Genomic DNA, 22,157 nt, shown 5'->3' with positions numbered 1-22,157 from the left:
AGATATTGGCCGCTCGGAGGCCCAGAAGTCCCATTATCTGGACAAAAACTTCTCGAGGGGGCGCTTAGAGAGTGGCGGCGCTAGAGGGGACGGGGACGGGGCCGCCGAGGTTGCGGTACTTTTCGAGCCGCTGCGGGAGGAGTTCGGCCACGCCGGCGGCCGAGAGCACAGCCAGCTCGTACTCGATCGCCTGGCCTAGGCGCTGGCAGAACGCCCTGCCCTCGAGGGCGGCATCGCCCCGTTCGTCCACGATGTGCTCCACCATGCCGTGCGCATAGAGTGAGGCGACGTTGACGCCCTGCGCCTCGGACATGGCCGGGGCGAACTCGGTGCTGCGGTGCACGATGGCGCTTGCCCCTTCGGGCGGTAGAGGGGAGAGCCAGGCGTGCTGCGCAGCGATGGTTCGGTCGGCCGGAAACAGTGCCAGGGCGCCGCCGCCGGTGCCCTGGCCCATCAGCACGGATACCGTGGGGGAGTTGAGCCCGATGAGGTCATGGAGCGACCGTGCGATTTCGCCGGCCAGTCCGCCCTCTTCCGCTTCCTTGGACAGCGCCGCGCCGCCGGTGTCGATCACCGTGACCAGGGGCAGTCCGAGTTCCCCGGCCAGCAGCATGCCGCGCCGGGCTTCCCGCAGGGACGCGGGCCCCATGGCGGTCTGCTGCGAGGGCCGGGGCCGGGTGTGCCCGATCACCACGCAGGACTTCTGCCCGAAGCGGGCCAGTGCCAGCAGCAGCCCCGGGTCCTTTTCGCCCTGGCCGGTGCCGTTGAGCGGAAGCACGTCACGGGCCCCGTAAGCCAGCAACTGCCCCAGGTCCGGGCGGCGCGGGTTCCGGGAGATTTCGATCGATTCCCAGGCTCCGGCGCCGGACGGTTTCACCGACAGCGTCCGCGGCGGATGGACCCGCGCCGGCGGGCCGGCGACCAGGATGCTCAAGGCGCGGTCGACGACGTCGGATAGCTGCCATGGCGGGACCACCGCGTCCACGAGCCCCTTGTCGAAGAGGTTCTCGGCCACCTGGACGTTCTCCGGAAAAGGGGAACCGTACAGCGCCTCGTAGACCCGCGGCCCCAGGAACCCGAGGAGGGCGCCCGGCTCGGCCACGGTGATGTGGCCGAGGGAACCCCAGGACGCCATGACGCCGCCGGTGGTGGGATGACGGAGGTAGACGAGGTAGGGCAGGCCGGCCTGCCTGTGCGCCCGGACGGCAGCGCTGATCTTTACCATGGAGAGGAACGCGATGGTGCCCTCCTGCATGCGCGTGCCGCCCGACGCCGGTCCGGCCAGGAGCGGCAGCCCCTCCCGGGTGGCGCGTTCGACGGCGTTCACGATCCGTTCCGCTGCAGCGAGGCCGATGGAGCCGGCCAGGAAGCGGAATTCGCTGACAATGACAGCCACACGCCGGCCGCGGATGAGGCCTTCACCGGTGAGGACGGACTCGTCCACGCCGGTCTTCTCCCGGGCGGCGGCCAGTTCCTGCCGGTACCCGGGGCTGGGGTCGGGGTCCACCACAGGGGAGTCCCAGGAGCGGTAGGAGCCGGGATCGAGCACCGCGCTGATGAGTTCGGTGGCGTCCAGGTGCCGGACCTTCTTCCGGGCGGTGTCTGTGCCCATGCTCACCGGCCCTCCCCGGCGGAGCCGGCGCCGGCAGCGGCGGTGTCGGCCGGCACAAGTCCGAGCCATTGCCTGATCTGCTCGCCGTCCTGGTCCAGCAGCGGCGGAGCCGTGTGGGCCTTGAGCGTGGTTTCCGCGGTGTCCGCGGCGCTGAAGAAGCGCAGCGGCGGCCCCGGCAGGGTGACGTTCCCGAGGATCTTGTGGTCGACGTCGATCACCAGGCCCTGCGAATGGACCTGTTCCCATGCGTAGACCTCGTCCAGGGTGCGGACCTTGCCCGCCGGGATCCCGGCCTCGTTCAGCATGGCGAGCAGCGGTTCCGCCTCGTGCCCGGCGAATGCGCGCTCCACCTCCTCGATGACTTTTTCCCGGTTCCGGACGCGCTCGGCGTTGGAGGCGAATTCCGGACGGTCGGCGTCTATGCCGAATGCCGAGGCAAACGTGCGCCACAGCTTCTCGCTGCCCACGCTGATCTGCACGCGGCCCTGCCGGCAGTGGAACAGGCCGTAGGGGGCGATGGACGGGTGGTGGTTGCCCTGGGCTTTGGGGATCTCGCCGGCAACGGTGGCGCGCGTGCCTTGGAACGCGTGCACCCCGATCAGGGCGGCAAGCAGCGAGGTCCGCACGATCTGTCCCTGGCCCGTCCGTTCGCGCTGCAGCAGCGCCGCGAGCGTGCCGAACGCCCCGTACATGCCGGAGAGGAGGTCTGCGATCGGCACACCCACCCGCTGGGGGTCGTCCGGGCCGGAGCCGGTCAGGGACATCAGCCCGGCCTCACCCTGCAGGATCTGGTCATAGCCGCTGCGGCGCGACTCCGGGCCGTCATGCCCGAAACCGGTGATGGACAGGACCACCAGCGAAGGGTTCAGGGCGTGCATCTGCGCGGCGGAGAACCCGAGCCGGTCCAGCACGCCGGGGCGGAAGTTTTCAATGACGACGTCGGCGCGTTCCAGCAGTTCGCGCAGAACCGTCCGCCCGTCGTCGCTCTTCAGATCCAGGGCGATGGATTCCTTGTTGCGGTTGCAGGAGAGGAAGTACGTGGCCTGGGGATCGTCCTCGGGGCCGACGAACGGCGGCCCCCAGCCGCGCGTATCGTCGCCGGTGCCGGGATTCTCAACCTTGATGACCCGGGCGCCGAGATCCGCGAGCATCATGCCGGCGTGCGGTCCGGCCAGGGCCCGGCTCAGGTCCACCACAAGGTAGCCGGCGAGGGGGCCTTCGGGCTGGGGCGTGGAGTCATGGTTCATACTGGGTGTTCCTTCTCTTGCTGGGAGGGGCTGCTGGTGCTGCTCGGGCCGGCTACATCCAGCCGGGGAGCACCATGACCAGCCAGGCGATGGCGGGGCCCGCGATGACGACGATGCCGCTGTAGGCCAGGATCTGCTTGTAGAACCTGTCCTTGTCCACGTCCTCCGGGGCGTTGGCCAGAACCAGCGCACCGTTGGTGGAAAACGGCGAGACGTCAACGATCGTGGCGGCGACGGCCAGGGCGGCGATCACGCCGACCGCACCGATTTCGCCCGTGGACAGGAACGGTACGGCCAGCGGGATGAGGGCGGCCAGGATGGCGGTGGAGGAGGCGAAGGCCGAGACCACGGCGCCGATGTAGCAGATCAGCAGGGCCGCGAGCAGCGGCATCCCGAGGTGGGCGACGCCGTCGGACACGAACTTGATGGTGCCGGCTTCCTCAAGGACGCCCACGAAGGTGAGCATGCCGCAGATGAGCAGGACGGTGGACCAGCTGATCTTGTTGATGGCGCCCTTCTGGGCGGCGGGTGAGACGAGGGCCAGGACCATGGCGATGGTGATGGAGACGAACCCGACGTCCACCTTGAAACCGAGTGAGATGACGGCCAGGGCGATCAGGCCGGCAATGGTGACCAGCTGCGGAACCGTGGCGCGCGCACCGCCGGCATCGGCGGACTTGGCGGCAGAAGAGGAGCCGGAGGTTCCTTTGGCTGCGACGCCGGAGGAGGAGATGTCGGTGCCGGAGCCCCGCAGGGTGGCACCGGCGGCGCGGGCGCCGACGCTGACAGACATCCTGGACTCCGCGGCCTGCTCCACGAGCCGGCCGGTCTTGGTGGAGAGCAGTTTGCTGCCGCCCAGGACGATGAAGAGCACGACGGCGATGGCGAGGTTGAAGACAAAGCTGGCGAGGAAGATCGCCATGGGGCTGGCTTCAAGGTCCGTCTTGGCGATGATGCCGTTGACCGTGACGCCGTAGACGGCGATCGGGGAGAAGCCACCGGCCTGCGCCCCGTGGATCACCATCATGCCCATCATGAGGGGGTTGATCCTGTGCTTGGCGGCGAAGCTCAGGGCGATGGGAGCGATGATCGCGACGGCGGCGGGGGACAGCGCGCCGACGGCGGTGATGAGCGCCGTGATGGCGAACATGACCCAGGGGATAAGGGCCACCTTGCTGCCCACCAGCCGGACCGCGCCGCGGACCAGTAGGTCGATGGTTCCGTTGTTCTGGGCGATCGCGAAGAGGTAGGTGACGCCGACGATCGTCAGAAACAAGCCGCCGGGGAAGTTGGCGAGAATGTCGCTGGTGGACATTCCCAGAACCACCGAGCCGAGCAGGAAGGCGCCTACGAAGGCCAGGGCACCCATGTTGAGAGGCAGCACCGTGGCCAGCAGGAACATCACCGCCAGGATGATGATGGACAGGACAGGAGCGGACATCGTTGTTCCTCCGGGGTGAGAGTTGATGTGATGTGGCTTACAGGCTCACTGGCCTAGCCTCCTAGACACTAGGTGACTTTGTCAATATTCCTCCGCTAAGCTGATGCAAGAACGCCGGAAGGATGCGCATGCCCAGGAAAACCGCAACGCAACAAATTTCCCGCGTCGCGCGCCCGCGCCTCTACGAACAGCTCGTAGAGCAGTTGATGGACTTCATCGAGTCCGCGCAGCTGGGGCCCGGCGACACCCTCCCCGCGGAGCGGGACCTGGCCGAACGGCTGGGCGTCTCGCGGGCGACACTTGCCCAGGCCCTGGTGGCCCTGGAAGTCCTGGGTGTCATCGACGTCCAGCACGGCACCGGAGCGGTCCTTGTCTACCGGCCCAACGTTCCCTCGGTGCTCAAGGGACTGCGCGAGCACCGGAGCCGCCTTCCCGAGATCGTCGAAGCCCGCAGCACGCTCGAGGTGAAGCTGGCTGAGCTGGCTGCCGCGCGGCGCACGGACGGGGACATGCAGGCGATCGACCAGGCGCTGGAGGTCATGGCGGAGGAAGTCGCCTCGGGCGCGAAGGGGGCCCACGGCGACGAGTTGTTCCACCAGGCCATCACCGCCGCCGCGCACTCCGGCGTGCTGGCCCAGCTGATGTCCTTCATTGCCGGGATGATCCTCGAAACGCGGCTCGAGTCGCTGGGGCAGCCCGGCCGGCCGGAGCAGTCACTTGCATCCCACCGCAAGATCGCGGACGCCATCCGGGCCCAGGATTCGCAGGCCGCCGCGGCGGCGATGCTTGACCACATCACCCTCGTGTCCGACGTCGCCCTGCTGAAGTAAGCACATGAAGCCGTTTCTGCTGCTCGCTTCGCGGGCCGAGGACGTCGCCGCGGAGGACGAATACGAGGCATACCTGCGCTTTGGCGGGCTGGAGCCGCACCAGCTGAACCGGATCCGGATGGAGCGCGCGCCGCTGCCGGAGCTGGACCTGGACGATTATTCCGGCGTCATCGTGGGCGGCAGCCCGTTCACCTCGAGCGATCCTGCCGACAAGAAGAGTGAAGCCCAGCACCGGGTGGAGCGCGAACTGTCGGGGCTGCTGGACCGGATCGTGGCAGAGGATTTCCCGTTCCTGGGTGCCTGCTACGGAGTCGGCACCCTCGGCCTGCACCAGGGCGCAGTGATCGACAGGACCTACGGCGAGCAGCTGGGCGGGGTGACCATCAGCCTGAGCCCGGAGGGCCTGCGGGACCCGCTGCTGGCTGGCCTCCCGGCGCAGTTCACCGCGTTCACCGGCCACAAGGAAGGGTGCACGGTGCTGCCCCCGCATGCGGTGCTGCTGGCGAGCTCCGCCGCCTGCCCGGTGCACATGTTCCGGATCAAACAGAACCTGTACGCCACCCAGTTCCACCCCGAGCTCGACGCCGAAGGGCTGGTGACCCGGATCGACATCTACCGCAATGCCGGGTACTTCCCGCCCGAATCCGCCGAGGAGCTGATGGCGGAAGCCCGGACCTTCACCGCCACCGAACCCATGAAGATCCTGCGGAACTTCGTGCAGCTCTACGGCAAATAAGCGCCCATTGACTTCGGCCTGCGGAGGTCTACGGTTGAACTACGTCAACATTGACCTGTTGCGTGCGTGTGTGGCGCGGGGGCAGCCACACCAACAATCTGCGGCTGTTGCACGGTCACGCCTCCGGGCAGCCCGCACCTCGCCAGCGTGGGGCTTCTCCCGAAGCCGCCTTCCCCATTTCAGGTCTCAACCAAATCTGCAGGTACCGTCCATGACCGCTAATTTCGTTACAGCCTTTGCCGTCAAGTCCTTCGATGAACCAGACAAGAAGAGGTGCCCGGACAAGGCCGAGGTGGACCTGGTCAGCGTCAACGATTTCTCCGTTGCCCGCCTGATCCTCGCCCCCGGATGGCGCTGGTCCGAATGCGCCAAGCCCAATGAGCAGACACCCTTCTGCCAGCACAACCACCTCGGGTTCTGCCTGTCCGGTGTCATGGAGGTGCAGGCACCCGGGGGCGCCCGCTCCTTCATCCGCGCCAATGACACCTATGCGATTCCTCCAGGGCACGATGAATGGGTGGTGGGTTCCGAGCCGTTCGTGGCCGTCGAATTCCTTGGCGCGGCGTCGTTCGGGCGGCCGGTCAGCCGCGGCCTCCACGCCAGAATCTAAGCCGCAGGAACCTGAGCCGGCCGGGTCCGGGCAGCCACGGCCGTCTCCCTGAGCTGCCTTGTGCGTACCCCGGCGTATTGGCACAGCGTCCTGGAAGGGCAGGTTGAGTTCGGCGAGATCCACGTCTTCGCCGGGCCGGATTTCGTGGTCACCGTGCCGCGCGCGGAATCACCGGACCTGGCGCGGGTGCGCCGCCGCATGGAATCCCAGCCGGAGTTCCTGGCCCTGGGCCCGGACGCGGTACTGTACGCCATTCTGGACCAGGTGGTTGACGAGTACGAGCCTGTGGCGGCCGGTCTGGAAAACGACATCGACGAGATCGAGGACGAGTTCTTCGGCGCGGATCCGGAGGTGTCCCGCCGCATTTACGAGCTGTCCCGCCAGGTCATCACCGTGCAGCGCGCCACCGGGCCGTTGGCGGGGATTCTGCGGGCCCTGAGGACTGGATCTTCGGCTATCCCATGGCGCTGGGGCTGATGCTCGGCATGGGTCTGGTCCTCTATGCCACCTTCAAGCACAACAACTGGATCTGAACCACAGGATTACGCCGCTTTTTCCGCATGAGCCGAAGCTTCACCGAAGCTTCGGGGCAACTCCGGCACCCTGCATGGCCGCGGAAAATACACTGGATACAGCCTTCCACTGGCTCTCTCCACCGGACCTCAGCTTTCGAAGGAAGCCCAAAATTCGCTCTTCATCTGTTCTCCGTCCTGCCCTGGCCTCGCTGCTGCTGACGGGCCTCGCGGCAGTATTCGCCGGGGTCTCGCCGGGCACCGCCGCTACGGAAACCGAGGCGGCAGTGCCGACAACTCCTTCCCGCTACATCGTGCGCTACTCCGCCGGGACCGACGTTTCCTCGGCCGTGCGGAACCTGCGCTCGCGGAGCATCGCCGTCGGACGCACCTTCGCCAAAGCCATTCGGGGCGCCGTGGTGACGGCAACGCCTGCTCAGGCCGCGGAACTCAAGCGCTCGGCGGGCGTTGCCGCCGTCGAACCCGATGCCAGGGTGAGGGCCGCCGATACCCAGCAGTCCGCACCATGGGGCCTGGACCGCATTGACCAGCATGTCCTGCCGCTTTCCGGAACCTACAGCTCGGTGGCGTCAGGCGCCGGCGTGAGCGCCTACGTCATTGACTCCGGCGTGCTGTCTGCGCACGCGGATTTCGGCGGCCGCGTCGCGCAGGGATGGAGCGCAGTTTCCGACGGCATGGGCACAGGGGACTGTAACGGCCACGGCACGCACGTTGCCGGCACTATCGCGGGGAAGACCTACGGCGTGGCCAAGGCGGCCACCGTGGTCCCCGTCCGTGTGCTGGACTGCAGCGGTTCGGGCTTCAACTCGGACGTCATCGCCGGGCTGGAATGGGTCGCCGCCAACCACCAGGCCGGAACACCGGCTGTAGCCAACCTGAGCCTCGGCAGCACCGCCAGCGCCATGGTGGACGCCGCGGTGCAGGGCATCATCAACGACGGCGTCACCGCAGTGGTCGCCGCCGGAAACTCAGCCGCCGATGCCTGCAGCAGCTCCCCGGCCCGCGTTGCCGGCGCGCTGACCGTCGCCGCGAGCGACTCCGCGGACAAGCAGGCGGCGTTCTCCAACTACGGCAGCTGCGTTGACCTGTACGCTCCGGGCGTCGGCATCAAGTCCGCTTCCCCCAGTTCCACTACCGCGACGGCCCTGATGAGCGGCACCTCGATGGCCTCACCGCATGTGGCCGGCGCCGCAGCCGTGATGCTGTCCCGGGCGCCGGGGCTGCTGCCCTCGGATGTTGCAACGAAGCTGCTGTCCGCGGCCACCCCCGGTGCGGTCTCCGCCGCCACCGCGGGAACACCGAACCGCCTGCTGTTCACCGACCCCGCCACCGCGGTCCTCACCGCGCCGTCCGTGACGGCGCTCAGCCCGGCAGCGGGCTCCTCGGGTGCCGCCGTGGCAGCCAACGTCAACGCCACCTTCGGCACCGCCGTCCAGGGCGTCACCGGTTCCACCTTCGTCCTCCGGAACGCCGCAGGGGCAACAGTGCCGGCTGCAGTCACCTACGACGCCGCCACGCACACCGCAACGCTGAACCCCGACGGCCTGCTCGGTGCATCGCAGAAGTACACGGCGACGCTGACCGGCGGAACCGCGGCCATCCGCGACGCTGCGGGCACACCCTTCGTCACGGGCAGTTGGTTCTTCACCACTGCCGCGGCACCCACGGTCACGGCACGCACGCCCGGCGCGGGTGGCACCGCCGTTGCCGCGGGCAGCAACGTCACGGCCACCTTCAGCACCGCGGTGCAGGGCATCAGCAGCAGCAGTTTCCTGCTGCGGGCCCCTGATGGCACCCTTGTTCCGGCAGCCGTCAGCTACAGCGCGGCCACCAGGACCGCCACCCTGGACCCCGTTGCCAACCTCGCCAACGACGCCAGGTACACGGTGACACTGACCGGCGGAGCGGCTGCGGTCCGCGATGCCGCCGGCACCCCGTTGGCCACCACCAGCTGGACGTTCACCACCGGCCCGGCCCCCGTTATCACGGCCATGACGCCGCGTCCGGGCGCAACGCTGGTGCGGCGCGCCAACAACATCGCGGTGACTTTCAGCGAGGCCATCACGGGAGCCGGCACCGGCACCGTCTCGCTCAGGAACGCCGCCACCGGCGCCACCGTGGCGGCAACTGTTTCCCGCAACGGCACCACGAACCAGTGGATCCTGAACCCTGCGGCAACCCTGGCCGCGCGGACCACTTACACGGTCAACGTGACCGGAGGCACCGCGGCGGTGCGCGACCTGGCCGGGAACCCGCTGAAGTCAGCCAGCTGGACGCTCACCACCGGTTCGTTCTAGCTCCAGCAAACTCTGAGTCCACAAAACAGAGGCCGACGGCGGCACCCGCGTGCCGCCGTCGGCCTTTTGTTTGTAGGTGTCTGGCAAGTGAGTCTGACACGGACGACTGTGTCAGTGGCCGAAATGGACCGTTCCCCAACCGCTGTCACTCTTGGTTACGGTGTGGGAGTACTTACCCTTCTTGTCGTCGTACTTGATCTTGACGATGTGGTAAACCTTTTCCTCGCCACCCTTGCGGCCCTTGTCCTTGACCTCAGCCTTGGTGTGCTTTGATTCGTACTTGACATCCTTGAGCTTGCCGTCCCGATGCTTGATCAGTTCCCACTTACCGTTGTTCTTCTTTTGGAAGATCCAGTGGTCGAACTTCACGTCGGTTTTCTTGTCGCACCATACTTTGAACTCGAACTTGACGTCTGCCTTCTTCGAGTACTTGCCGTATTCCTTGTGGTACACGTTCTTGGCGTCGACCTTGCACTCGACCTTCTTGTCGGGCTTATAGTCGTAGCCTGCGGCTGACGCCGGTCCTGCCACCGCCACCGAGCCTCCTATGAGGCTCAGAGACGCTGCTGAAACCAGTGCGAGCCTGGCTGCCAAAGGGCGCCGCTGCCGTGTTGGAGTGGTCATGCTCATTGTTTCTCCCGCGTTATGTGTTCGGGCATCACTGGCCGATCACGTGACGCGTGGAGACCCATCAACCACTTCTGTCCGCATTTTGATCGTCCACCCGGACTGACCGGGTGGGCCTGGATCCGGATCCGTTTTCAGGGGCAACTGCCCGGCTCCGGTGCTTCAAATTTTACGCCCTTAAGTGGGTGTCAACACTTATTTACGGGAATTGTCAACCACTAATGGTTGTTTCGCACGGGCCGGCCCGACGCGGGTAAGGCGGCCGACGGCGGGCGTTCCCGGCGTCGGCCGCCTTACTTTGCGGGGCTACTTGCGCAGAAAGGCGAGCAGGGCCGCGTTGACCTCTGCCCCGTGGGTCCAGAGCAGTCCATGCGGAGCGCCGTCGATCTCCACGTAGTCAGCCTCCGGCAGCGCCTTGCTGAACTGCCGGCCGGTGGCGTCAATGGGCAGGATGTTGTCCGCCGTGCCGTGCACGATCAGTGCGGGGACGTCGATCTTCGGGATGTCGGAGCGGAAATCGGTGAGCCACGTGGGCTGGGCGGCCACCGAGGCGAATGCGCCGGCGCTGGCGGCCAGGTTCCAGCTTGCCCTGAGGGACTCTTCGCTGAGCCGGGGGGTACCCAGGAAAGTGTCGGTGTTGTAGAAGTTCTTGAAGAACTCGGTGAAGAAGGCGTAGCGGTCCGCTTTGACGGCCTCGGTGAGGCCGTCAAAGACGGACTGCGGCACGCCGGTGGGGTTGTCGTCGGTCTGCAGGAGGTAGGGCTCCAGGGATCCCAGGAACGCGGCCTTGGCGATGCGCGCCGAGCCGAAGCTGTAGAGATACCGTGCCACCTCACCCGTTCCCATCGAGAAGCCAACCAGCACCGCCTCATCGAGGTCCAGGGTGGTCAGGAGGGTGTTGAGGTCGCCCGCGAAGGTGTCGTAGTCGTAGCCGGTGGTGGGCTTGCTGGACTTGCCGAATCCCCGGCGGTCGTACGTGATGACGCGGTAGCCGGCATCGAGCAGTGCGGCCGTCTGCTTCTCCCAGGAGGATCCATCCAGGGGATAGCCGTGGATGAGGACAACAGCCTGTCCGGTTCCGTGGTCTTCGTAGTAGAGCTCGATGTCGGTGCTGTTTTCCTGTCCAACGGTGATGTAAGCCATATCAGCATTCCCTTCGGTCTCGTGAGAACGGGCGTCCTCAAGCGGTGGTACCAACCTACCGGGATCGTGTGCCGGAGGGCGCGGCCTGTCACGGGGCGTAGCGTGCAGGAATGGCTACGAAGAGGGTGGCGTTGTGCAGGGCATGAAACGAATTGGCTTCCTTTCCTTCGGCCACTGGGGCCCGGTGCAGGGTTCCCGCACCCGGACGGCGCGTGATGCGCTGTTGCAGGGGATAGAGCTGGCCGTGGCCGCGGAGGAGCTGGGCATGGACGGCGCGTTTTTCCGCGTTCACCACTTCGCGCGCCAGCAGGCGTCGCCGTTTCCGCTGCTCGCCGCTGCGGCGGCCCGCACCAGCCGCATTGACCTCGGCACCGGTGTCATCGACATGCGCTACGAGAATCCGCTGTACATGGCTGAGGAGGCGGCGGCCACGGACCTCATCAGCGGGGGCCGGCTTCAGCTCGGCATCAGCCGCGGCTCACCCGAGCCGGCCCGGAACGGCGCGGGCGCATTCGGCCACGTGCCGCGGCACGGTGAGACAGATGCCGACATGGCCCGACGGCACGCCGAGGAGTTCAGGCGGGCGATCGCCGGCGCCGGCGTGGTGGAGGCCGACCCGCGGTATGCCGGCGGGGCCACCGGGCTGCTGCCCGTCCAGCCCCGCTCCGAGGGTCTGCCCGAGCGGATCTGGTGGGGCGCCGGCACCCGGAAGACGGCGGTCTGGGCTGCCGAGCGCGGAATGAACCTCATGAGCTCCACCCTGCTGACCGAGGATACCGGGGTGCCGTTCCACGAGCTCCAGGCCGAGCAGATCGCGATGTTCCGCGAGGCGTGGGCGGCGGCCGGGCATGGCCGTGAGCCACGGGTTTCGGTCAGCCGCAGCGTCCTGCCGCTGACCGATGACGAGGACCGGCAGTACTTTGGGCTGAGCGCCCTTCGCGAGGGCCGGGACCAGGTGGGGGCCCTCGACGGCACGCTGGCCCGCTTCGGCAAGAGCTACATCGGTGAGCCGGACGTCATCGCCGGCGAACTCGCCGCTGATGCCGCGGTGCAGGCGGCCGACACGCTCCTGCTGACTGTACCCAACCAGCTCGGGGTGGAGTACAACACCAAGCTGCTTGCCACTATCGCCCGCCACGTCGCCCCCTCCTTGGGATGGGCGCCGCAGGATATGCCGGAGCGGGCGTAACCTACGGGCTTAGGACGGATCCTCCCGGAAGGGCGGTTGCCGTGGACAGGAATCACGTTCCCTTTAACCAGAAGCACGACGGCGGCCGGAATCACGGCGGCGGTCGGGCTCCAGGCCCGGGCGCCCGGCGGCTGGCCGCGGTCCTGCTGGTGGCCGGCGCCGTTGTTTCGTTTGCCGCCGGCGCCTTGCGGGCTGGACGGCAAGCTGGGTAGCTGGGCGGCTGGCGCCGCGCTGGCACTCTACGGCGCACTCCAGGCCGTCGACGGCGTGGCCTTGAAGCATTCCGTTGATGCCTGGGCTAAAGCAGAGGGAGCCGAGAAGGCCGTTCGCTTTGCGGCCGCAGAGGACATGCGCTGGCTTGAGTGGGGGATGCGCAGCTACCAAAGCTTCGTTCTCGGCGCAGCCCTCATCCTGCTTGGCATCGCGCTGGTGGCTAGCCGCCGCGTGCCGCGGCCGGTGGGCTACCTCATGGGGCTGTCCGGGCTGGCGTACCTGGCCCAAGGTTGGGTCATCGGAGCGGGAGGCTTCTCCGTCAGCAACACCGTGCCCACACTCGCCGGCATCGCGCTCATCCTGGTCTGGACCCTTTGGCTGCTGGCAACTTCGCTGCGGCGGTCCTAGGTGTGCCTAGACTGCGACGCGACCGGCATTTCCCAGTGAGAGGCAGTGGCATGACCGACAGCAAGCGCAATGCGGAAGAGCCCAGCGACCTTCGGGGCCCTGGCGACCCGGACGCCGTCGAACAGGAGCAGCCCCATCCCCAAGCCGGGACGGCCCACAACATCCGTGAGGAACAGATGACACAGGCGGGCGGAACCGTGCCCGCCAGCTACGTGGGCAGTGGAGCGCCGGAAGGCGGACGCAAGCCGGAAGCAGCCGCGGACGAATCCGGGCTGTGGGACGCGGAGGACAGGTAGCTACGCCCAGGGAATGACCCTGTCGGCGCGGGAGCGGGTGGCTTCGATCAGGCGGGTATTGGCTGCGTCCGGACCGTTTGCCCAGGCCTCGGCAGCAGCGCGGTCCATGCCGTAGAGCATGTGCCGTTCAACCAGCCGGGCAAGGCGCAGGTCGTGCGGAGTGTCGACGAACCATACCTCGTCCAGGAGCGCCCGCACCTGCTGCCAGCGCGGACCGTCGCTGAGCAGGTAGTTGCCCTCGGTGATGATGATGGGGATGCTGGCTGGAATGGCGAGCGATGCGGCCACCGGCTCATCGATCGTCCGCCGGAATTCCGGCGCGTACACGACCTCTTCGTCCCGGCGCACAAGCCGCCGCAGCAGCGAAAGGTAACCGCCGACGTCGAACGTGTCCGGGGCCCCCTTGCGCTGCCGCAGGGGAGTGCCGTCAATGATGGCGTTGCCCAGGTGGAAGCCATCCATGGGCACCACAAGGGCGGCGTCGGAGCCCAGGGCGTCCGCAAGGCAGGCCGAGAACGTGGACTTCCCGGACCCCGGGGAACCTGCCACACCGAGCAGAATCCGCCTTCCGGAGGCAAGCCTGCTGCGCAGTTGGGCAACGGCCTGCTGGATCTCTCCGGCTTCGAAAGCCCGGATGGTCTGGGGCTCGCTGGCTTGTGGCTCAACGTCTCTCGGTTCAACGTCTTGCGGCTCAAGGTTCGGAAGGGTCATGCACAGCATCCTAGGCGAGGCCCGGGGGAGCGCAGGCGCGTGCTGTGACGTTCGGAGCCGTACTGTGACGTGTGGACTTCAGTCCAGCGGAATGGTGATGGTGATGGCCGTGCCGGTGCCGGGAGCCGAGGTGATGTTCACAGTCCCGCCCGCTGCCTCCACGGCCTGTGAAATGGTCTTGAGCCCCGCGCGGTCGCCGTGGTCTTGCCCCGCCGCCGGTGGAACTGCATCGAAGCCGGTGCCGTTGTCGGCCACCATCAACCGGATGCCGTGGAAAACGGCGGCAAGGCGCACGGTGACATCCGTAGCGTGGGCATGTTTGAACGTATTGCTCAGCGCCTCCTGCGCAGACTGATACAGCAGCGAGGCGCAGCCGGACGAGATCTCCACGCCGTGATGGGGCGTCTCCCAATGGACGCAGGTGCCTTGGCGGCGAAGGGGGACCGTGAGCCGGTCAATGCAGCCGGCGAGTCCCAGCCGGTGAAAGTCCACGGGCTTCCGATCAGTGATGACACCGCCCACTGCGACGACTTCCTCGAGAACTGCTGACTGATTCATGGCGCCCCCGTTTTTGCGGTCCTAGTTGCATGCTTTCCCTGGAAGAATCGCTCCTCCAGGGGCTGATGCTTAAGGGTGGCGCGGGCCGATCAGGCTTGCCGCAGGTTTAACTCGGGATCCAATCAAGTTTTCGCAAGGTCTTGCGCGCAGCTACTGGGCCATCATCCAGGGCTGGGGTGCCTGTTGCGGATACGTGACTGCGTCGGCCGCATCGAGGACCTCCAGCGCCGTCATGTGCGCGGCCGCGGCTACCTCACGGATCGGCTTGCCATGGGTTACCGCCGCCGCGACTGCATTCTGCAGGGTTGACGCTGCGGGGTCGTGCTCTGCCTCTGTGGATTCCAGCGTCGCCACAGCTTCTTCCACCGCGCGGATATCGTCGTCGTCCATTGGTGTCCTCCGTCTCTGCTCCATTGCAGTGACGCCAGCGTCTAGGGGACCAGTGTTCCCTAAGACGAGGTGTCATGTTCCTAAAACAATAAGACAGACAGGTCTGTCTCTACCAGTCCCAAGGTACACTGATTCTCTGATGAGTGCTCCTGATGCAACCGGGGATGCCCTGCTGCCTGACGAGGTGCGGACCGGCCATAGTGAACCCGTGGACCGGATCCTTGCCACTGCCTACGAGCTGTTCTCCCACCGCGGTGTCCGCGACGTCGGAATCAACGAGCTGATCGAGCGGTCCGGGGTCGCCAAATCCACTTTCTACCGCCACTTCCCGTCCAAGGATGCACTTGTTCTGGCTTTCCTGGCTCTCCGCGACCAGGTCTGGACTGTGGACCTGATTGTCTCCGAGGCGAGGCGCAGGGGGACCACGCCTGAAGGCCGCCTGCTTGCCATCTTCGACGTTTTCGGTGACTGGTTCCAGCGGGACGATTTCGAGGCGTGCACCTTCATCAACGTCCTGCTCGAGATGGGACCGGGGCACCCGCTTGGCGAGGCCAGCATCGGCTACCTCGCCAGAATCCGGGGCCACATCCAGGCACTTGCCGAGGAGGCGGGGCTGGAACGTCCTGATGAATTCGCACGCTCCTGGCACATCCTGATGAAGGGCTCCATCATTTCCGCCACAGAAGGCGACTTCCTCGCTTCCAAGCGGGCGCAGCAGATGGCCGGCTGGCTGATCGAGCACCACCGGAGCTGACGCCGCCCGCCGGTTTTCAGTCGAGCCGCAGCACGTTCCGCAGCGGAGCCGGCAGCCACTTCGGCTTCGCTCCGTCACGTGTGGTCCCGCTGTTTTCCGCCGGCAGGTCCCCGGTTCCGGCCGCTAAGTAGTCTCCGCCGGCCGGGAGATAGTCACCCGCCGCGACGCTGCTCGATCTCTTCGCCGGCGGGAGGCAGGCGTTCTCGCTCAGGTGGCACAGCAGCGCCTGTTCGGGGGAGCCCGGATGGGATGCCAGATGCTGCAGCAGCCGGCGCCGGGCCTCGGACTGGACATCCGTGGTGGCGAGGATGTCCAGGATAAGTTCGATCACCTGGGCGCGCATCACGGTCCTGTCGATGGACCTCAGCGAGTCGCTGCAGAAGACATCTAGTGGGTCCGCGGCATCCTGGGTGCATCGGCCAGGTTCAGCAGCCGTCTTCAGCCATTCGGGCTCAGCCGGGGTGGGACAACTAGCGTCCATCGGGACCTCCCTGAAGGTTCCCAGTTTTGCTCCTTTGCATGGCGCCAATGTGCGGTATTCCTCCTGTAAAAACCTCGGTGCCGGCACCCCTCGACGGAACGCCCCGGGCGGAAATTGGGGGGCCAGCGCAGCGAAAAGTCCTGCTGAACCCGGAACACGGGCCCGTCCGCCGGGAAGTTCCCGGGTTTTCATAGGGAAACTCTCAGGATGCGGCTGCGGAAGGCCGGCGGGCAGGCCCGCTTGGGCCCCCGGACTTCCGCCTTAACAAGCATTCCGGAAGGGCGTAGCTTTGTTGGTGTTGGACCCGTTCCGGTCCTCCGCATCCTGCAACGGGGCCGGAAGCTGACAGGAGGTAACAGCGATGACCAACATATTCCGGCGTGCCGGCGTCGATATCCCGGAACCCTTCCGTCGCTTCCTGGAGGGGGATTTGGACGCCTGGCTGCGGGTCGAGGAATACCGTGAGGCCGGCTCACTGGTGGTAAAGGCCGAAGCGCCGGGTATCGATCCTGACAATGACGTGGACATCACCCTGGCCGGCAGCCAACTGCAGATCACCGTCCGCCGCGAAGAAAAATCGGAGCACAAAGACAAGGAAGGGTACCGCTCGGAATTCCGCTTTGGCACATTTTCGCGGACCGTAAGCCTTCCTGCCCCGGTGAACCAGGAGGACATACGTGCCTCATACACCGACGGCGTTTTGGAAGTGCGCGTTCCGTTGAACGAGGAGGCCGCCGGGGGCGGCCAGAAGATCCGCGTCTCCCGTGGCGCTGGAACTGCCGGTGGGGGAACTGCCGGTGCACGCACTACGGGGCAGGAACCCGAAGGCCAGAGTTTCGGTGGCCCCTAGCCCGGCAGCTCAGCCCTCGTAGTGGGTCTTTGCCGGGCCCTGTCCGAGCGAGTCAACGATCGACGTCGCAACGCTGCGCAGCTTGATGTTGCGTGTACTTGACGCTGCCTTGAGCAGCTCGAAGGCTTCCTCCTGGCTGCACCTGTTCTGCGCCATGATCACGCCGACGGCGACGTCGATCACAGTCCGGGTCTCCAGCGTGGCCTTGAGGTTGGCCGCCGCATCGCTGTAGTGGGCGAACCGCACCGCGAGCCGCAGGGCCATCGACGTCTGGCTGACGAAGTCCTGCGCGAGTTCCAAGACCCGGCCCTCGAAACGTCCTGGCCGGTGTGAGTAAAGGTTCAGGGCGGCCCGGGTCTCGCCCTCCAGCACAAACGGAATGGCGAGGATGGACCGCACCCCCTGCCCCAGCACCTTCTCGGCGTAGCTGTCCCAACGGTCGTGTTTGCGGAGGTCCGTGATGTGGATGGTGACCTGCTCGCGCGAGGCCGTCATGCAGGGACCGTCGCCGAAGTCGTACTGGATCTCGTCCATGGCCTGCGCCTCAGGGCTGCTGCTCGCCACGGTGGCTGCCTTGCGGTGCCGCAGCAGGGTTACGCCGCAGAGGACTTCGTCACCGGTTTCGGAGAGGCTGCGTGCAGAGACCCGAGCAAGCTCGTGGAGGAATTCACCCACGTCGGAGCTGTTGAGCACAAGCTCGTTGAGGTGCTCCGTGATTGAGGTTTCAGTTTTTGCGGTCGACTCGCTGGCCACGATCTTTCGGTACCGTTTCGCTCGGGTCAAGACGAACCGGCGGGGCGCTGCGCAGGTACCCCGTGGCCGGGGCGGATAGCAGCGAGCAAGGTGCCGGATCGAACAACAATCCAACGGCCTTCTGCTAAACCGTACCGAGAAAATATACACCAAGTTCCGCACGTGCCATGGCTGCCGTTACGGTGGCGGGCCCTAGGCTTGGGGAAGATGCCGGGCGGCGGCAGTCGCCTCGGTCAACGGAGCACGGCTGCCCTGGCCAGGGCAACCGACCAACAGGAGGAGGCCACGGTGAGAATTGCCGTAACGGGAGGCAGCGGAAAGCTCGGACGGAACGTGGTCCGCAGGCTTGTGGCAGACGGGCATTCGGTTCTCAACCTGGACCGGGCGGGTGACCGGAGCCCGCATTTCGCCGCCGTGGATCTGCGCAACTACGGGCAGGTCGTCGACGTCATCCTGGGTCTTGACGACCGGCATCAGGGCTTCGACGCGATCGTCCATCTGGGTGCCATCCCCGCGCCAGGGCTTGTGCCCGACGCCGCCACCTTCGAAAACAACATGCTGTCCACCTACAACGTGTTCCAGGCGGCCCGCAGGGCCGGCATCAAGAAAATCGTGTACGCGTCCAGTGAGACGGTGCTGGGACTGCCGTTCGACGTCGACCCTCCCTACATTCCGGTGGATGAGGAATATCCGGCGCGTCCGGAGAGCACCTACTCTCTGGTGAAGCACCTGGAGGAGCAGATGGCGATCCAGCTGACGCGCTGGGACCCGGAGTTGAGCATCGTGGGACTGCGCTTCTCCAACGTCATGGATCCGGAGGACTACGAGGAGTTTCCGTCGTTTGACGCGGACGCGGCGCTGCGCAAATGGAACCTCTGGGGCTACATCGACGCCCGGGACGGCGCCCAGGCGGTGGCACGCGCGCTGGAATACCGCACGCCGGGGTTCGAAGCCTTCATCATTGCCAATGAGGACACGGTGATGAGCCGTTCCAGTGCCAGCCTGGCCCAGGAAGTGTTCCCGCGGGTGGAAGTCACGAAGGAGCTGGGCGAGCACGAGACCCTGCTCTCCATCGACAAGGCCAGGCGGCTTCTCGGCTACGCGCCCGAGCACAGCTGGCGGAACTACCACTCGAACCGCACGACGCCCACTGAGGACTGAGCACCCGCAAAGGACTGAGCGCCCACAGAGGGCTAGGCGCGGGGCTGGAGGCCGGGCACGCCGTCGTCGATCCGGAAGGACGCCTTGGTGCTCACCGCGGAACCCGGAGTGTTGACGTAGTCCAGCACGCGGAAGTCAGCCGTCAGGGACTCCTTCGTGATGGTGGTCCGAACATAGCCGCGCTGGTCGTTGTAGAACTTCAGGTGCTCGTTCCAGGCCATGGTGGGGTCGGTGACGGAGCCCGTTCCGTTGCCGGTGGAGGTGACGGACGTGCACACCAGCTCCGACCCGACCACCGGCGCGTCCGGATTCCTGTAGTCCACCTTTACGTCGTTGGCCCAGTTGCGGTGGACATCGCCGGTGAGGACGACGGCGTTGCGCACCTTCGCGTCCACCCAGCCCTGGGTGATCCGGCGGCGGGAGGATGCGTAGCCGTCCCAGCCGTCCATGGACATGTCGTCGATGTCGGCCGCCTGGTTGCGGTCCCGCTCGGCGAAGAACACCTGCTGGCCCAGCAGGTCCCAGCGCGCCTTGGACTTGCGGAAACCGTCGAGCAGCCACTGCTCCTGCTCGGCTCCGGTGATGGTCCGGTCCTCCGCCAGGCGTTCCTGCACGTTCTTCCGCCAGCCGTCCCCCGCCAGCTGGTCGTCCCGGTACTGGCGCGTGTCCATCATGTGAAAGTTGGCGAGCTGGCCCCACTGGACCGTGCGGTAGATCTTCATATCCGCCCCGGCGGGCATGGACGGCCGGCGAAGTGGCATGTTCTCGTAGTACGCCTGGAACGCGGCGGCCCGGCGCTTCCTGAAGTTGGCCGCAGTGTCGTTCAGCTGGGCCGGGTCCGCGTTTTCCGGCACCTCGTCCGCCCAGTTGTTATCCACCTCGTGGTCATCCCAGACCATCAGCCAGGGCGCGGCGGCATGCGCGGCCTGCAGGTCGGCGTCGGCCTTGTACTGGGCGTGGCGCTGGCGGTAGTTCTCCAGCGTCACCGTCTCCGGGCCCTCATGGTCGCGGACGTTCCCGCCGCCGGTCACGTAGGAGCCCTTCTTGTATTCGTACTGGTAGTCGCCAAGGTGCAGCACCAGGTCCGGCTGGTCCTCGGCGAGGCGGCGGTAGGCCGTGAAGAAACCGTGCTCGTACTGGGCGCAGCTGGCGAAGGACATGGCCAGCGCGGCCGGCGTCTCGTACCAGGCCGGGCTGGTCAGCGTGCGGCCCACAGGGCTGATGTGGCGGCCGGCGCGGAACCGGTAGAAGTATTCGCGGCCCGGCTTCAGGCCGCGCAGTTCTGCGTGAACGGAGTGTGCCGTTTCCGGCAGGGCCTGTTCCACGCCGCGCTGGACCACGTTCCGCATTGCAGGGTCCTCGGCGACCTCCCAGGCCACAGTGACAACCCGGGAGGGCATGCCGCCCAGCCCGTCCTCCGCGAGCGGGTTGAGCGCGAGCCGGGTCCAGAGCACGAAGCCGTCGGGCCAGGGGTCGCCGGAAGCGACGCCGAGGGTGAACGGATCGGTGGGGAGGCTCGCTTCTGCATTCCGGGGATCGGCGACGGCGGTGCCGGGCAGGGCGACGACGAGGCCGGCACCGAGGCTGCTGGTGATGAGTGTTCTGCGCGTGATGTCCATGGCCCCGAACCTAACGGGGCAGCTTGGACAGGCGAGGACGCGCGCATGAATCGCGGGTGAACGTCACACGCCGTCCGGCGAAGCGGCGCCGGTACTTGGAGCGCCCGGGCTTACTTGGACAGGCTGCACGTACTGGACAGGCCGTACTACTTTGGAAGGCTGCGCTTACTTGGAAGGCTGGGGCACTTCGCAGGTCAGCTTGGGGTTGGCGCCCATGTAGTTCAGTGGTCCGGCGGCGATGGTGATCGCCACGGTTCCGGCCTCCGTGCAGGAGTCCGGGGAGCCGCCGAAGTAGCCCCGCTGAAACGCGGCGAAAATGCCGACGATGAGCCAGATGACCACAAGCGTTCCGATGATCCTCACGGCAGCCTCCGTAGCCCCGTTGCCACTTCAATGTGTGACTAATTATCCACCGCGCCTGTCATTCCGCACAGGGCTACCGGAACGGGTCTATCGGTTCTGCCGGACGGTTCGGCAGCGTTCAGTCGGGCTGGCCCGAAGTTCTGCCGAGCCGGGGACCGGGTCAGCTGGGTTCGGTGGTGTCCACAGGTGTTTGCTCGACGTCCGGGGTGTCCTCCGCCGTGGCAATCTGGTCGTCGCTTGGCGCTTCGGTTTGCGTGCTGTCCGTGCCCTCCTCCGGTTCGAAAGTGTTCGGCTCGCCTGCTCCGATCGCGACGCCGGCACCGGAGTCGGGCACGCCGTCCCCTTGGGTCTGCGGCGCAGTTCCGCTGCTCCGGTCTTCCTGGCCGGTTCCTTCAGTGCTCATGTCGTCTCCTGAGACCTCGTGGGGCTGGGAGTTTCACCGTAACAGCGGGGGAAGACATCCGTAAGGGGGCTTAGGTTTCTGCTGGCCCGCGCGGAACAGGGATAACCTTCACTTCTAGGCAATTTTCCTCGGCGCACAGGCGGTCTTTCAGGTGGCAGAAGAATCAGCGGGCAAGCAGGGCCGGTGGCGGGTCTTCCATGACAAGTTTGTGGTCGAAGAACGCTACATGGAACCCGGTGCCAGGAGAAGCCTCTACGTGACGGCCATCGTGCTGGCCCTCGTCGGTGCAACCATCTTCTTCATAACGCTCGCAGGAGTCCTGCAGAATGACGGTATGGCCAGCGCTGACGGGGAAGCGCAGAGATGGCTCCTGACCACCAGATCGGACGTGCTGACCGTGGTGATGATAGTCCTCGCGGTCATCTTCGGACCCGTGGGACTGCCGATCATCGTCCTCGTGGTCACAGTGGTGTGGGGCATCCTGGCGAAACATGCCTGGCGGCCGATTCTGCTGGCGGCGGCCATGCTCACCGGTGTGGGGCTGGCGCAGCTTATCGGCAGATCCATCGAGCGCCAGCGGCCTCCGGTCGACCTCATGCTGTTCGGCGCCGACCACACGTTTTCCTTTCCGTCGGGCCACGTCCTGGGTGCGTCTGACTTCCTGCTGGTGACCACATTCCTGGTCTTTTCCCGGCACCGGAACCCGAAAGCCGCCGTCGTCAGTTTTGTTGTTGCCATCATCGGCGTGTTCCTGGCCGCCATCAGCAGGCTCTACCTGGGCTACCACTGGGTGAGTGACGCCGTGGCGTCGGTGTCGCTGTCGCTGGTGGTGCTCGGCACTGTAATTGCCGTGGACACCTGGCGGACCGCCCGGGTGCCGGGCGAGGAGGTCACCGGCGAGCTCTCCAAAGCCGACGTCCCGGACTGAAGGC

At 66.5% G+C, this 22,157-nt stretch carries 24 protein-coding genes and 1 pseudogene; 12 read left to right on the top strand and 13 right to left on the bottom strand.

All coding sequences use genetic code 11. The features are described from left to right. Positions 1-64: 64 nt before the first annotated feature. From AC5RWD_RS12830 to AC5RWD_RS12820, 3 genes are read right to left on the bottom strand one after another with little or no spacing between them, the layout of a single operon-like run. The gene (locus tag AC5RWD_RS12830; RefSeq protein ID WP_494020418.1) at positions 65-1,612 is read right to left on the bottom strand and encodes a carboxyl transferase domain-containing protein; all 1,548 of its coding nucleotides are present in this window, start codon (positions 1,610-1,612) and stop codon (positions 65-67) included. A gap of 2 nt (positions 1,613-1,614) precedes the next feature. After that, positions 1,615-2,859 (bottom strand): CaiB/BaiF CoA transferase family protein, encoded by a 1,245-nt coding sequence (locus AC5RWD_RS12825; RefSeq protein ID WP_494020363.1) that lies wholly within the window; start codon positions 2,857-2,859, stop codon positions 1,615-1,617. A 52-nt stretch (positions 2,860-2,911) separates the two neighbouring features. Then, entirely contained in the window at positions 2,912-4,300 is a 1,389-nt protein-coding gene (locus AC5RWD_RS12820) for an SLC13 family permease (protein WP_494020362.1), read from the bottom strand. Between the two features lie 128 nt (positions 4,301-4,428). Between AC5RWD_RS12820 and AC5RWD_RS12815 the strand changes: the two genes are divergently transcribed. The 5 genes and pseudogenes from AC5RWD_RS12815 to AC5RWD_RS12795 all read left to right on the top strand — a co-directional run bounded on the left by AC5RWD_RS12815 (position 4,429) and on the right by AC5RWD_RS12795 (position 9,306). Then, a complete protein-coding gene (locus tag AC5RWD_RS12815; protein ID WP_494020361.1) occupies positions 4,429-5,130 on the top strand; it encodes a FadR/GntR family transcriptional regulator in 702 nt (233 codons plus the stop codon). A gap of 4 nt (positions 5,131-5,134) precedes the next feature. Then, positions 5,135-5,866 (top strand): glutamine amidotransferase, encoded by a 732-nt coding sequence (locus tag AC5RWD_RS12810; RefSeq protein ID WP_494020360.1) that lies wholly within the window; start codon positions 5,135-5,137, stop codon positions 5,864-5,866. Between the two features lie 211 nt (positions 5,867-6,077). Further along, positions 6,078-6,476 carry a cupin domain-containing protein gene (locus tag AC5RWD_RS12805; RefSeq protein WP_494020359.1) on the top strand — a complete coding sequence of 133 codons (399 nt, stop codon included), beginning with the start codon at positions 6,078-6,080 and terminating at the stop codon, positions 6,474-6,476. A gap of 99 nt (positions 6,477-6,575) precedes the next feature. Continuing rightward, positions 6,576-6,926, top strand: a pseudogene (locus AC5RWD_RS12800) (CorA family divalent cation transporter); the annotation flags it as partial. 157 nt (positions 6,927-7,083) lie between these two features. Continuing rightward, a complete protein-coding gene (locus AC5RWD_RS12795; protein WP_494020358.1) occupies positions 7,084-9,306 on the top strand; it encodes an Ig-like domain-containing protein in 2,223 nt (740 codons plus the stop codon). 111 nt (positions 9,307-9,417) lie between these two features. On the opposite strand, the gene AC5RWD_RS12790 is transcribed toward AC5RWD_RS12795, so the two are convergent. Both AC5RWD_RS12790 and AC5RWD_RS12785 read right to left on the bottom strand, forming a co-directional pair. After that, entirely contained in the window at positions 9,418-9,930 is a 513-nt protein-coding gene (locus tag AC5RWD_RS12790; protein WP_494020357.1) for a hypothetical protein, read from the bottom strand. Between the two features lie 309 nt (positions 9,931-10,239). Then, positions 10,240-11,076, bottom strand: a complete 837-nt coding sequence (locus AC5RWD_RS12785) for an alpha/beta fold hydrolase (RefSeq protein WP_494020356.1) — start codon at positions 11,074-11,076, stop codon at positions 10,240-10,242. 142 nt (positions 11,077-11,218) lie between these two features. On the opposite strand from AC5RWD_RS12785, the gene AC5RWD_RS12780 reads away from it, so the two are divergent. The 3 genes from AC5RWD_RS12780 to AC5RWD_RS12770 all read left to right on the top strand — a co-directional run bounded on the left by AC5RWD_RS12780 (position 11,219) and on the right by AC5RWD_RS12770 (position 13,182). Next, entirely contained in the window at positions 11,219-12,265 is a 1,047-nt protein-coding gene (locus AC5RWD_RS12780) for an LLM class flavin-dependent oxidoreductase (RefSeq protein ID WP_494020355.1), read from the top strand. Between the two features lie 171 nt (positions 12,266-12,436). Further along, positions 12,437-12,886: a DUF4386 family protein gene (locus AC5RWD_RS12775; RefSeq protein ID WP_494020354.1), complete on the top strand. Its 450-nt coding sequence runs from the start codon at positions 12,437-12,439 to the stop codon at positions 12,884-12,886. A 50-nt stretch (positions 12,887-12,936) separates the two neighbouring features. Further along, a complete protein-coding gene (locus AC5RWD_RS12770) occupies positions 12,937-13,182 on the top strand; it encodes a hypothetical protein (RefSeq protein WP_494020353.1) in 246 nt (81 codons plus the stop codon). On the opposite strand, the gene AC5RWD_RS12765 is transcribed toward AC5RWD_RS12770, so the two are convergent. The 3 genes from AC5RWD_RS12765 to AC5RWD_RS12755 form a co-directional block, all read right to left on the bottom strand. After that, positions 13,183-13,893, bottom strand: coding sequence for a nucleoside/nucleotide kinase family protein (locus AC5RWD_RS12765; RefSeq protein WP_494020352.1), 711 nt, complete (start codon positions 13,891-13,893; stop codon positions 13,183-13,185). Between the two features lie 78 nt (positions 13,894-13,971). After that, positions 13,972-14,451, bottom strand: coding sequence for a sensor histidine kinase (locus AC5RWD_RS12760; protein ID WP_494020351.1), 480 nt, complete (start codon positions 14,449-14,451; stop codon positions 13,972-13,974). Between the two features lie 150 nt (positions 14,452-14,601). Next, positions 14,602-14,841, bottom strand: a complete 240-nt coding sequence (locus AC5RWD_RS12755) for a hypothetical protein (RefSeq protein WP_494020350.1) — start codon at positions 14,839-14,841, stop codon at positions 14,602-14,604. 139 nt (positions 14,842-14,980) lie between these two features. On the opposite strand from AC5RWD_RS12755, the gene AC5RWD_RS12750 reads away from it, so the two are divergent. Next, the gene (locus AC5RWD_RS12750; protein ID WP_494020349.1) at positions 14,981-15,595 is read left to right on the top strand and encodes a TetR/AcrR family transcriptional regulator; all 615 of its coding nucleotides are present in this window, start codon (positions 14,981-14,983) and stop codon (positions 15,593-15,595) included. Positions 15,596-15,611: 16 nt separating this feature from the next. On the opposite strand, the gene AC5RWD_RS12745 is transcribed toward AC5RWD_RS12750, so the two are convergent. Then, entirely contained in the window at positions 15,612-16,076 is a 465-nt protein-coding gene (locus AC5RWD_RS12745) for a hypothetical protein (protein WP_494020348.1), read from the bottom strand. A gap of 361 nt (positions 16,077-16,437) precedes the next feature. Here AC5RWD_RS12745 and AC5RWD_RS12740 point away from each other — a divergent pair, with 361 nt between their 5' ends. Further along, positions 16,438-16,926 (top strand): Hsp20/alpha crystallin family protein, encoded by a 489-nt coding sequence (locus tag AC5RWD_RS12740; RefSeq protein WP_494020347.1) that lies wholly within the window; start codon positions 16,438-16,440, stop codon positions 16,924-16,926. Positions 16,927-16,935: 9 nt separating this feature from the next. Here the strand turns inward: AC5RWD_RS12740 and AC5RWD_RS12735 are convergent, their stop codons facing one another. Further along, a complete protein-coding gene (locus AC5RWD_RS12735; RefSeq protein WP_494020346.1) occupies positions 16,936-17,679 on the bottom strand; it encodes an ANTAR domain-containing protein in 744 nt (247 codons plus the stop codon). Between the two features lie 288 nt (positions 17,680-17,967). Here AC5RWD_RS12735 and AC5RWD_RS12730 point away from each other — a divergent pair, with 288 nt between their 5' ends. After that, positions 17,968-18,840 carry an NAD-dependent epimerase/dehydratase family protein gene (locus tag AC5RWD_RS12730; RefSeq protein ID WP_494020345.1) on the top strand — a complete coding sequence of 291 codons (873 nt, stop codon included), beginning with the start codon at positions 17,968-17,970 and terminating at the stop codon, positions 18,838-18,840. A 32-nt stretch (positions 18,841-18,872) separates the two neighbouring features. Here AC5RWD_RS12730 and AC5RWD_RS12725 read toward each other — a convergent pair whose 3' ends face one another. From AC5RWD_RS12725 to AC5RWD_RS12715, 3 genes are all read right to left on the bottom strand, one after another. Continuing rightward, entirely contained in the window at positions 18,873-20,459 is a 1,587-nt protein-coding gene (locus AC5RWD_RS12725; protein WP_494020344.1) for an alkaline phosphatase D family protein, read from the bottom strand. A gap of 165 nt (positions 20,460-20,624) precedes the next feature. Then, complete coding sequence (locus tag AC5RWD_RS12720) at positions 20,625-20,822, bottom strand: hypothetical protein (protein ID WP_494020343.1); 198 nt, start codon at positions 20,820-20,822, stop codon at positions 20,625-20,627. 160 nt (positions 20,823-20,982) lie between these two features. Continuing rightward, on the bottom strand, positions 20,983-21,225 hold the full coding sequence (locus tag AC5RWD_RS12715; RefSeq protein ID WP_494020342.1) for a hypothetical protein: 243 nt from the start codon (positions 21,223-21,225) through the stop codon (positions 20,983-20,985). Between the two features lie 151 nt (positions 21,226-21,376). Here AC5RWD_RS12715 and AC5RWD_RS12710 point away from each other — a divergent pair, with 151 nt between their 5' ends. Further along, a complete protein-coding gene (locus tag AC5RWD_RS12710) occupies positions 21,377-22,153 on the top strand; it encodes a phosphatase PAP2 family protein (protein ID WP_494020341.1) in 777 nt (258 codons plus the stop codon). The last annotated feature ends 4 nt before the right edge of the window (positions 22,154-22,157 follow it).

It is taken from the genome of Arthrobacter sp. CMU6 (assembly GCF_059090205.1).
Note: the sequence above shows the minus strand (reverse complement) of the source record. Positions and strands in the feature narration are given on the sequence as shown.

Excerpts from the sequence above, each read along its gene's own strand:
- AC5RWD_RS12725 (WP_494020344.1), bottom strand. The coding sequence starts at position 20,459 with ATGGACATCACGCGCAGAACACTCATCACCAGCAGCCTCGGTGCCGGC.
- AC5RWD_RS12760 (WP_494020351.1), bottom strand. The coding sequence starts at position 14,451 with ATGAATCAGTCAGCAGTTCTCGAGGAAGTCGTCGCAGTGGGCGGTGTC.
- AC5RWD_RS12785 (WP_494020356.1), bottom strand. The coding sequence starts at position 11,076 with ATGGCTTACATCACCGTTGGACAGGAAAACAGCACCGACATCGAGCTC.
- AC5RWD_RS12830 (WP_494020418.1), bottom strand. The coding sequence starts at position 1,612 with ATGGGCACAGACACCGCCCGGAAGAAGGTCCGGCACCTGGACGCCACC.
- AC5RWD_RS12810 (WP_494020360.1), top strand. The coding sequence starts at position 5,135 with ATGAAGCCGTTTCTGCTGCTCGCTTCGCGGGCCGAGGACGTCGCCGCG.
- AC5RWD_RS12770 (WP_494020353.1), top strand. The coding sequence starts at position 12,937 with ATGACCGACAGCAAGCGCAATGCGGAAGAGCCCAGCGACCTTCGGGGC.
- AC5RWD_RS12820 (WP_494020362.1), bottom strand. The coding sequence starts at position 4,300 with ATGTCCGCTCCTGTCCTGTCCATCATCATCCTGGCGGTGATGTTCCTG.
- AC5RWD_RS12765 (WP_494020352.1), bottom strand. The coding sequence starts at position 13,893 with ATGACCCTTCCGAACCTTGAGCCGCAAGACGTTGAACCGAGAGACGTT.
- AC5RWD_RS12790 (WP_494020357.1), bottom strand. The coding sequence starts at position 9,930 with ATGACCACTCCAACACGGCAGCGGCGCCCTTTGGCAGCCAGGCTCGCA.
- AC5RWD_RS12715 (WP_494020342.1), bottom strand. The coding sequence starts at position 21,225 with ATGAGCACTGAAGGAACCGGCCAGGAAGACCGGAGCAGCGGAACTGCG.
- AC5RWD_RS12745 (WP_494020348.1), bottom strand. The coding sequence starts at position 16,076 with ATGGACGCTAGTTGTCCCACCCCGGCTGAGCCCGAATGGCTGAAGACG.
- AC5RWD_RS12795 (WP_494020358.1), top strand. The coding sequence starts at position 7,084 with ATGGCCGCGGAAAATACACTGGATACAGCCTTCCACTGGCTCTCTCCA.
- AC5RWD_RS12825 (WP_494020363.1), bottom strand. The coding sequence starts at position 2,859 with ATGAACCATGACTCCACGCCCCAGCCCGAAGGCCCCCTCGCCGGCTAC.
- AC5RWD_RS12780 (WP_494020355.1), top strand. The coding sequence starts at position 11,219 with ATGAAACGAATTGGCTTCCTTTCCTTCGGCCACTGGGGCCCGGTGCAG.
- AC5RWD_RS12755 (WP_494020350.1), bottom strand. The coding sequence starts at position 14,841 with ATGGACGACGACGATATCCGCGCGGTGGAAGAAGCTGTGGCGACGCTG.
- AC5RWD_RS12740 (WP_494020347.1), top strand. The coding sequence starts at position 16,438 with ATGACCAACATATTCCGGCGTGCCGGCGTCGATATCCCGGAACCCTTC.
- AC5RWD_RS12815 (WP_494020361.1), top strand. The coding sequence starts at position 4,429 with ATGCCCAGGAAAACCGCAACGCAACAAATTTCCCGCGTCGCGCGCCCG.
- AC5RWD_RS12750 (WP_494020349.1), top strand. The coding sequence starts at position 14,981 with ATGAGTGCTCCTGATGCAACCGGGGATGCCCTGCTGCCTGACGAGGTG.
- AC5RWD_RS12805 (WP_494020359.1), top strand. The coding sequence starts at position 6,078 with ATGACCGCTAATTTCGTTACAGCCTTTGCCGTCAAGTCCTTCGATGAA.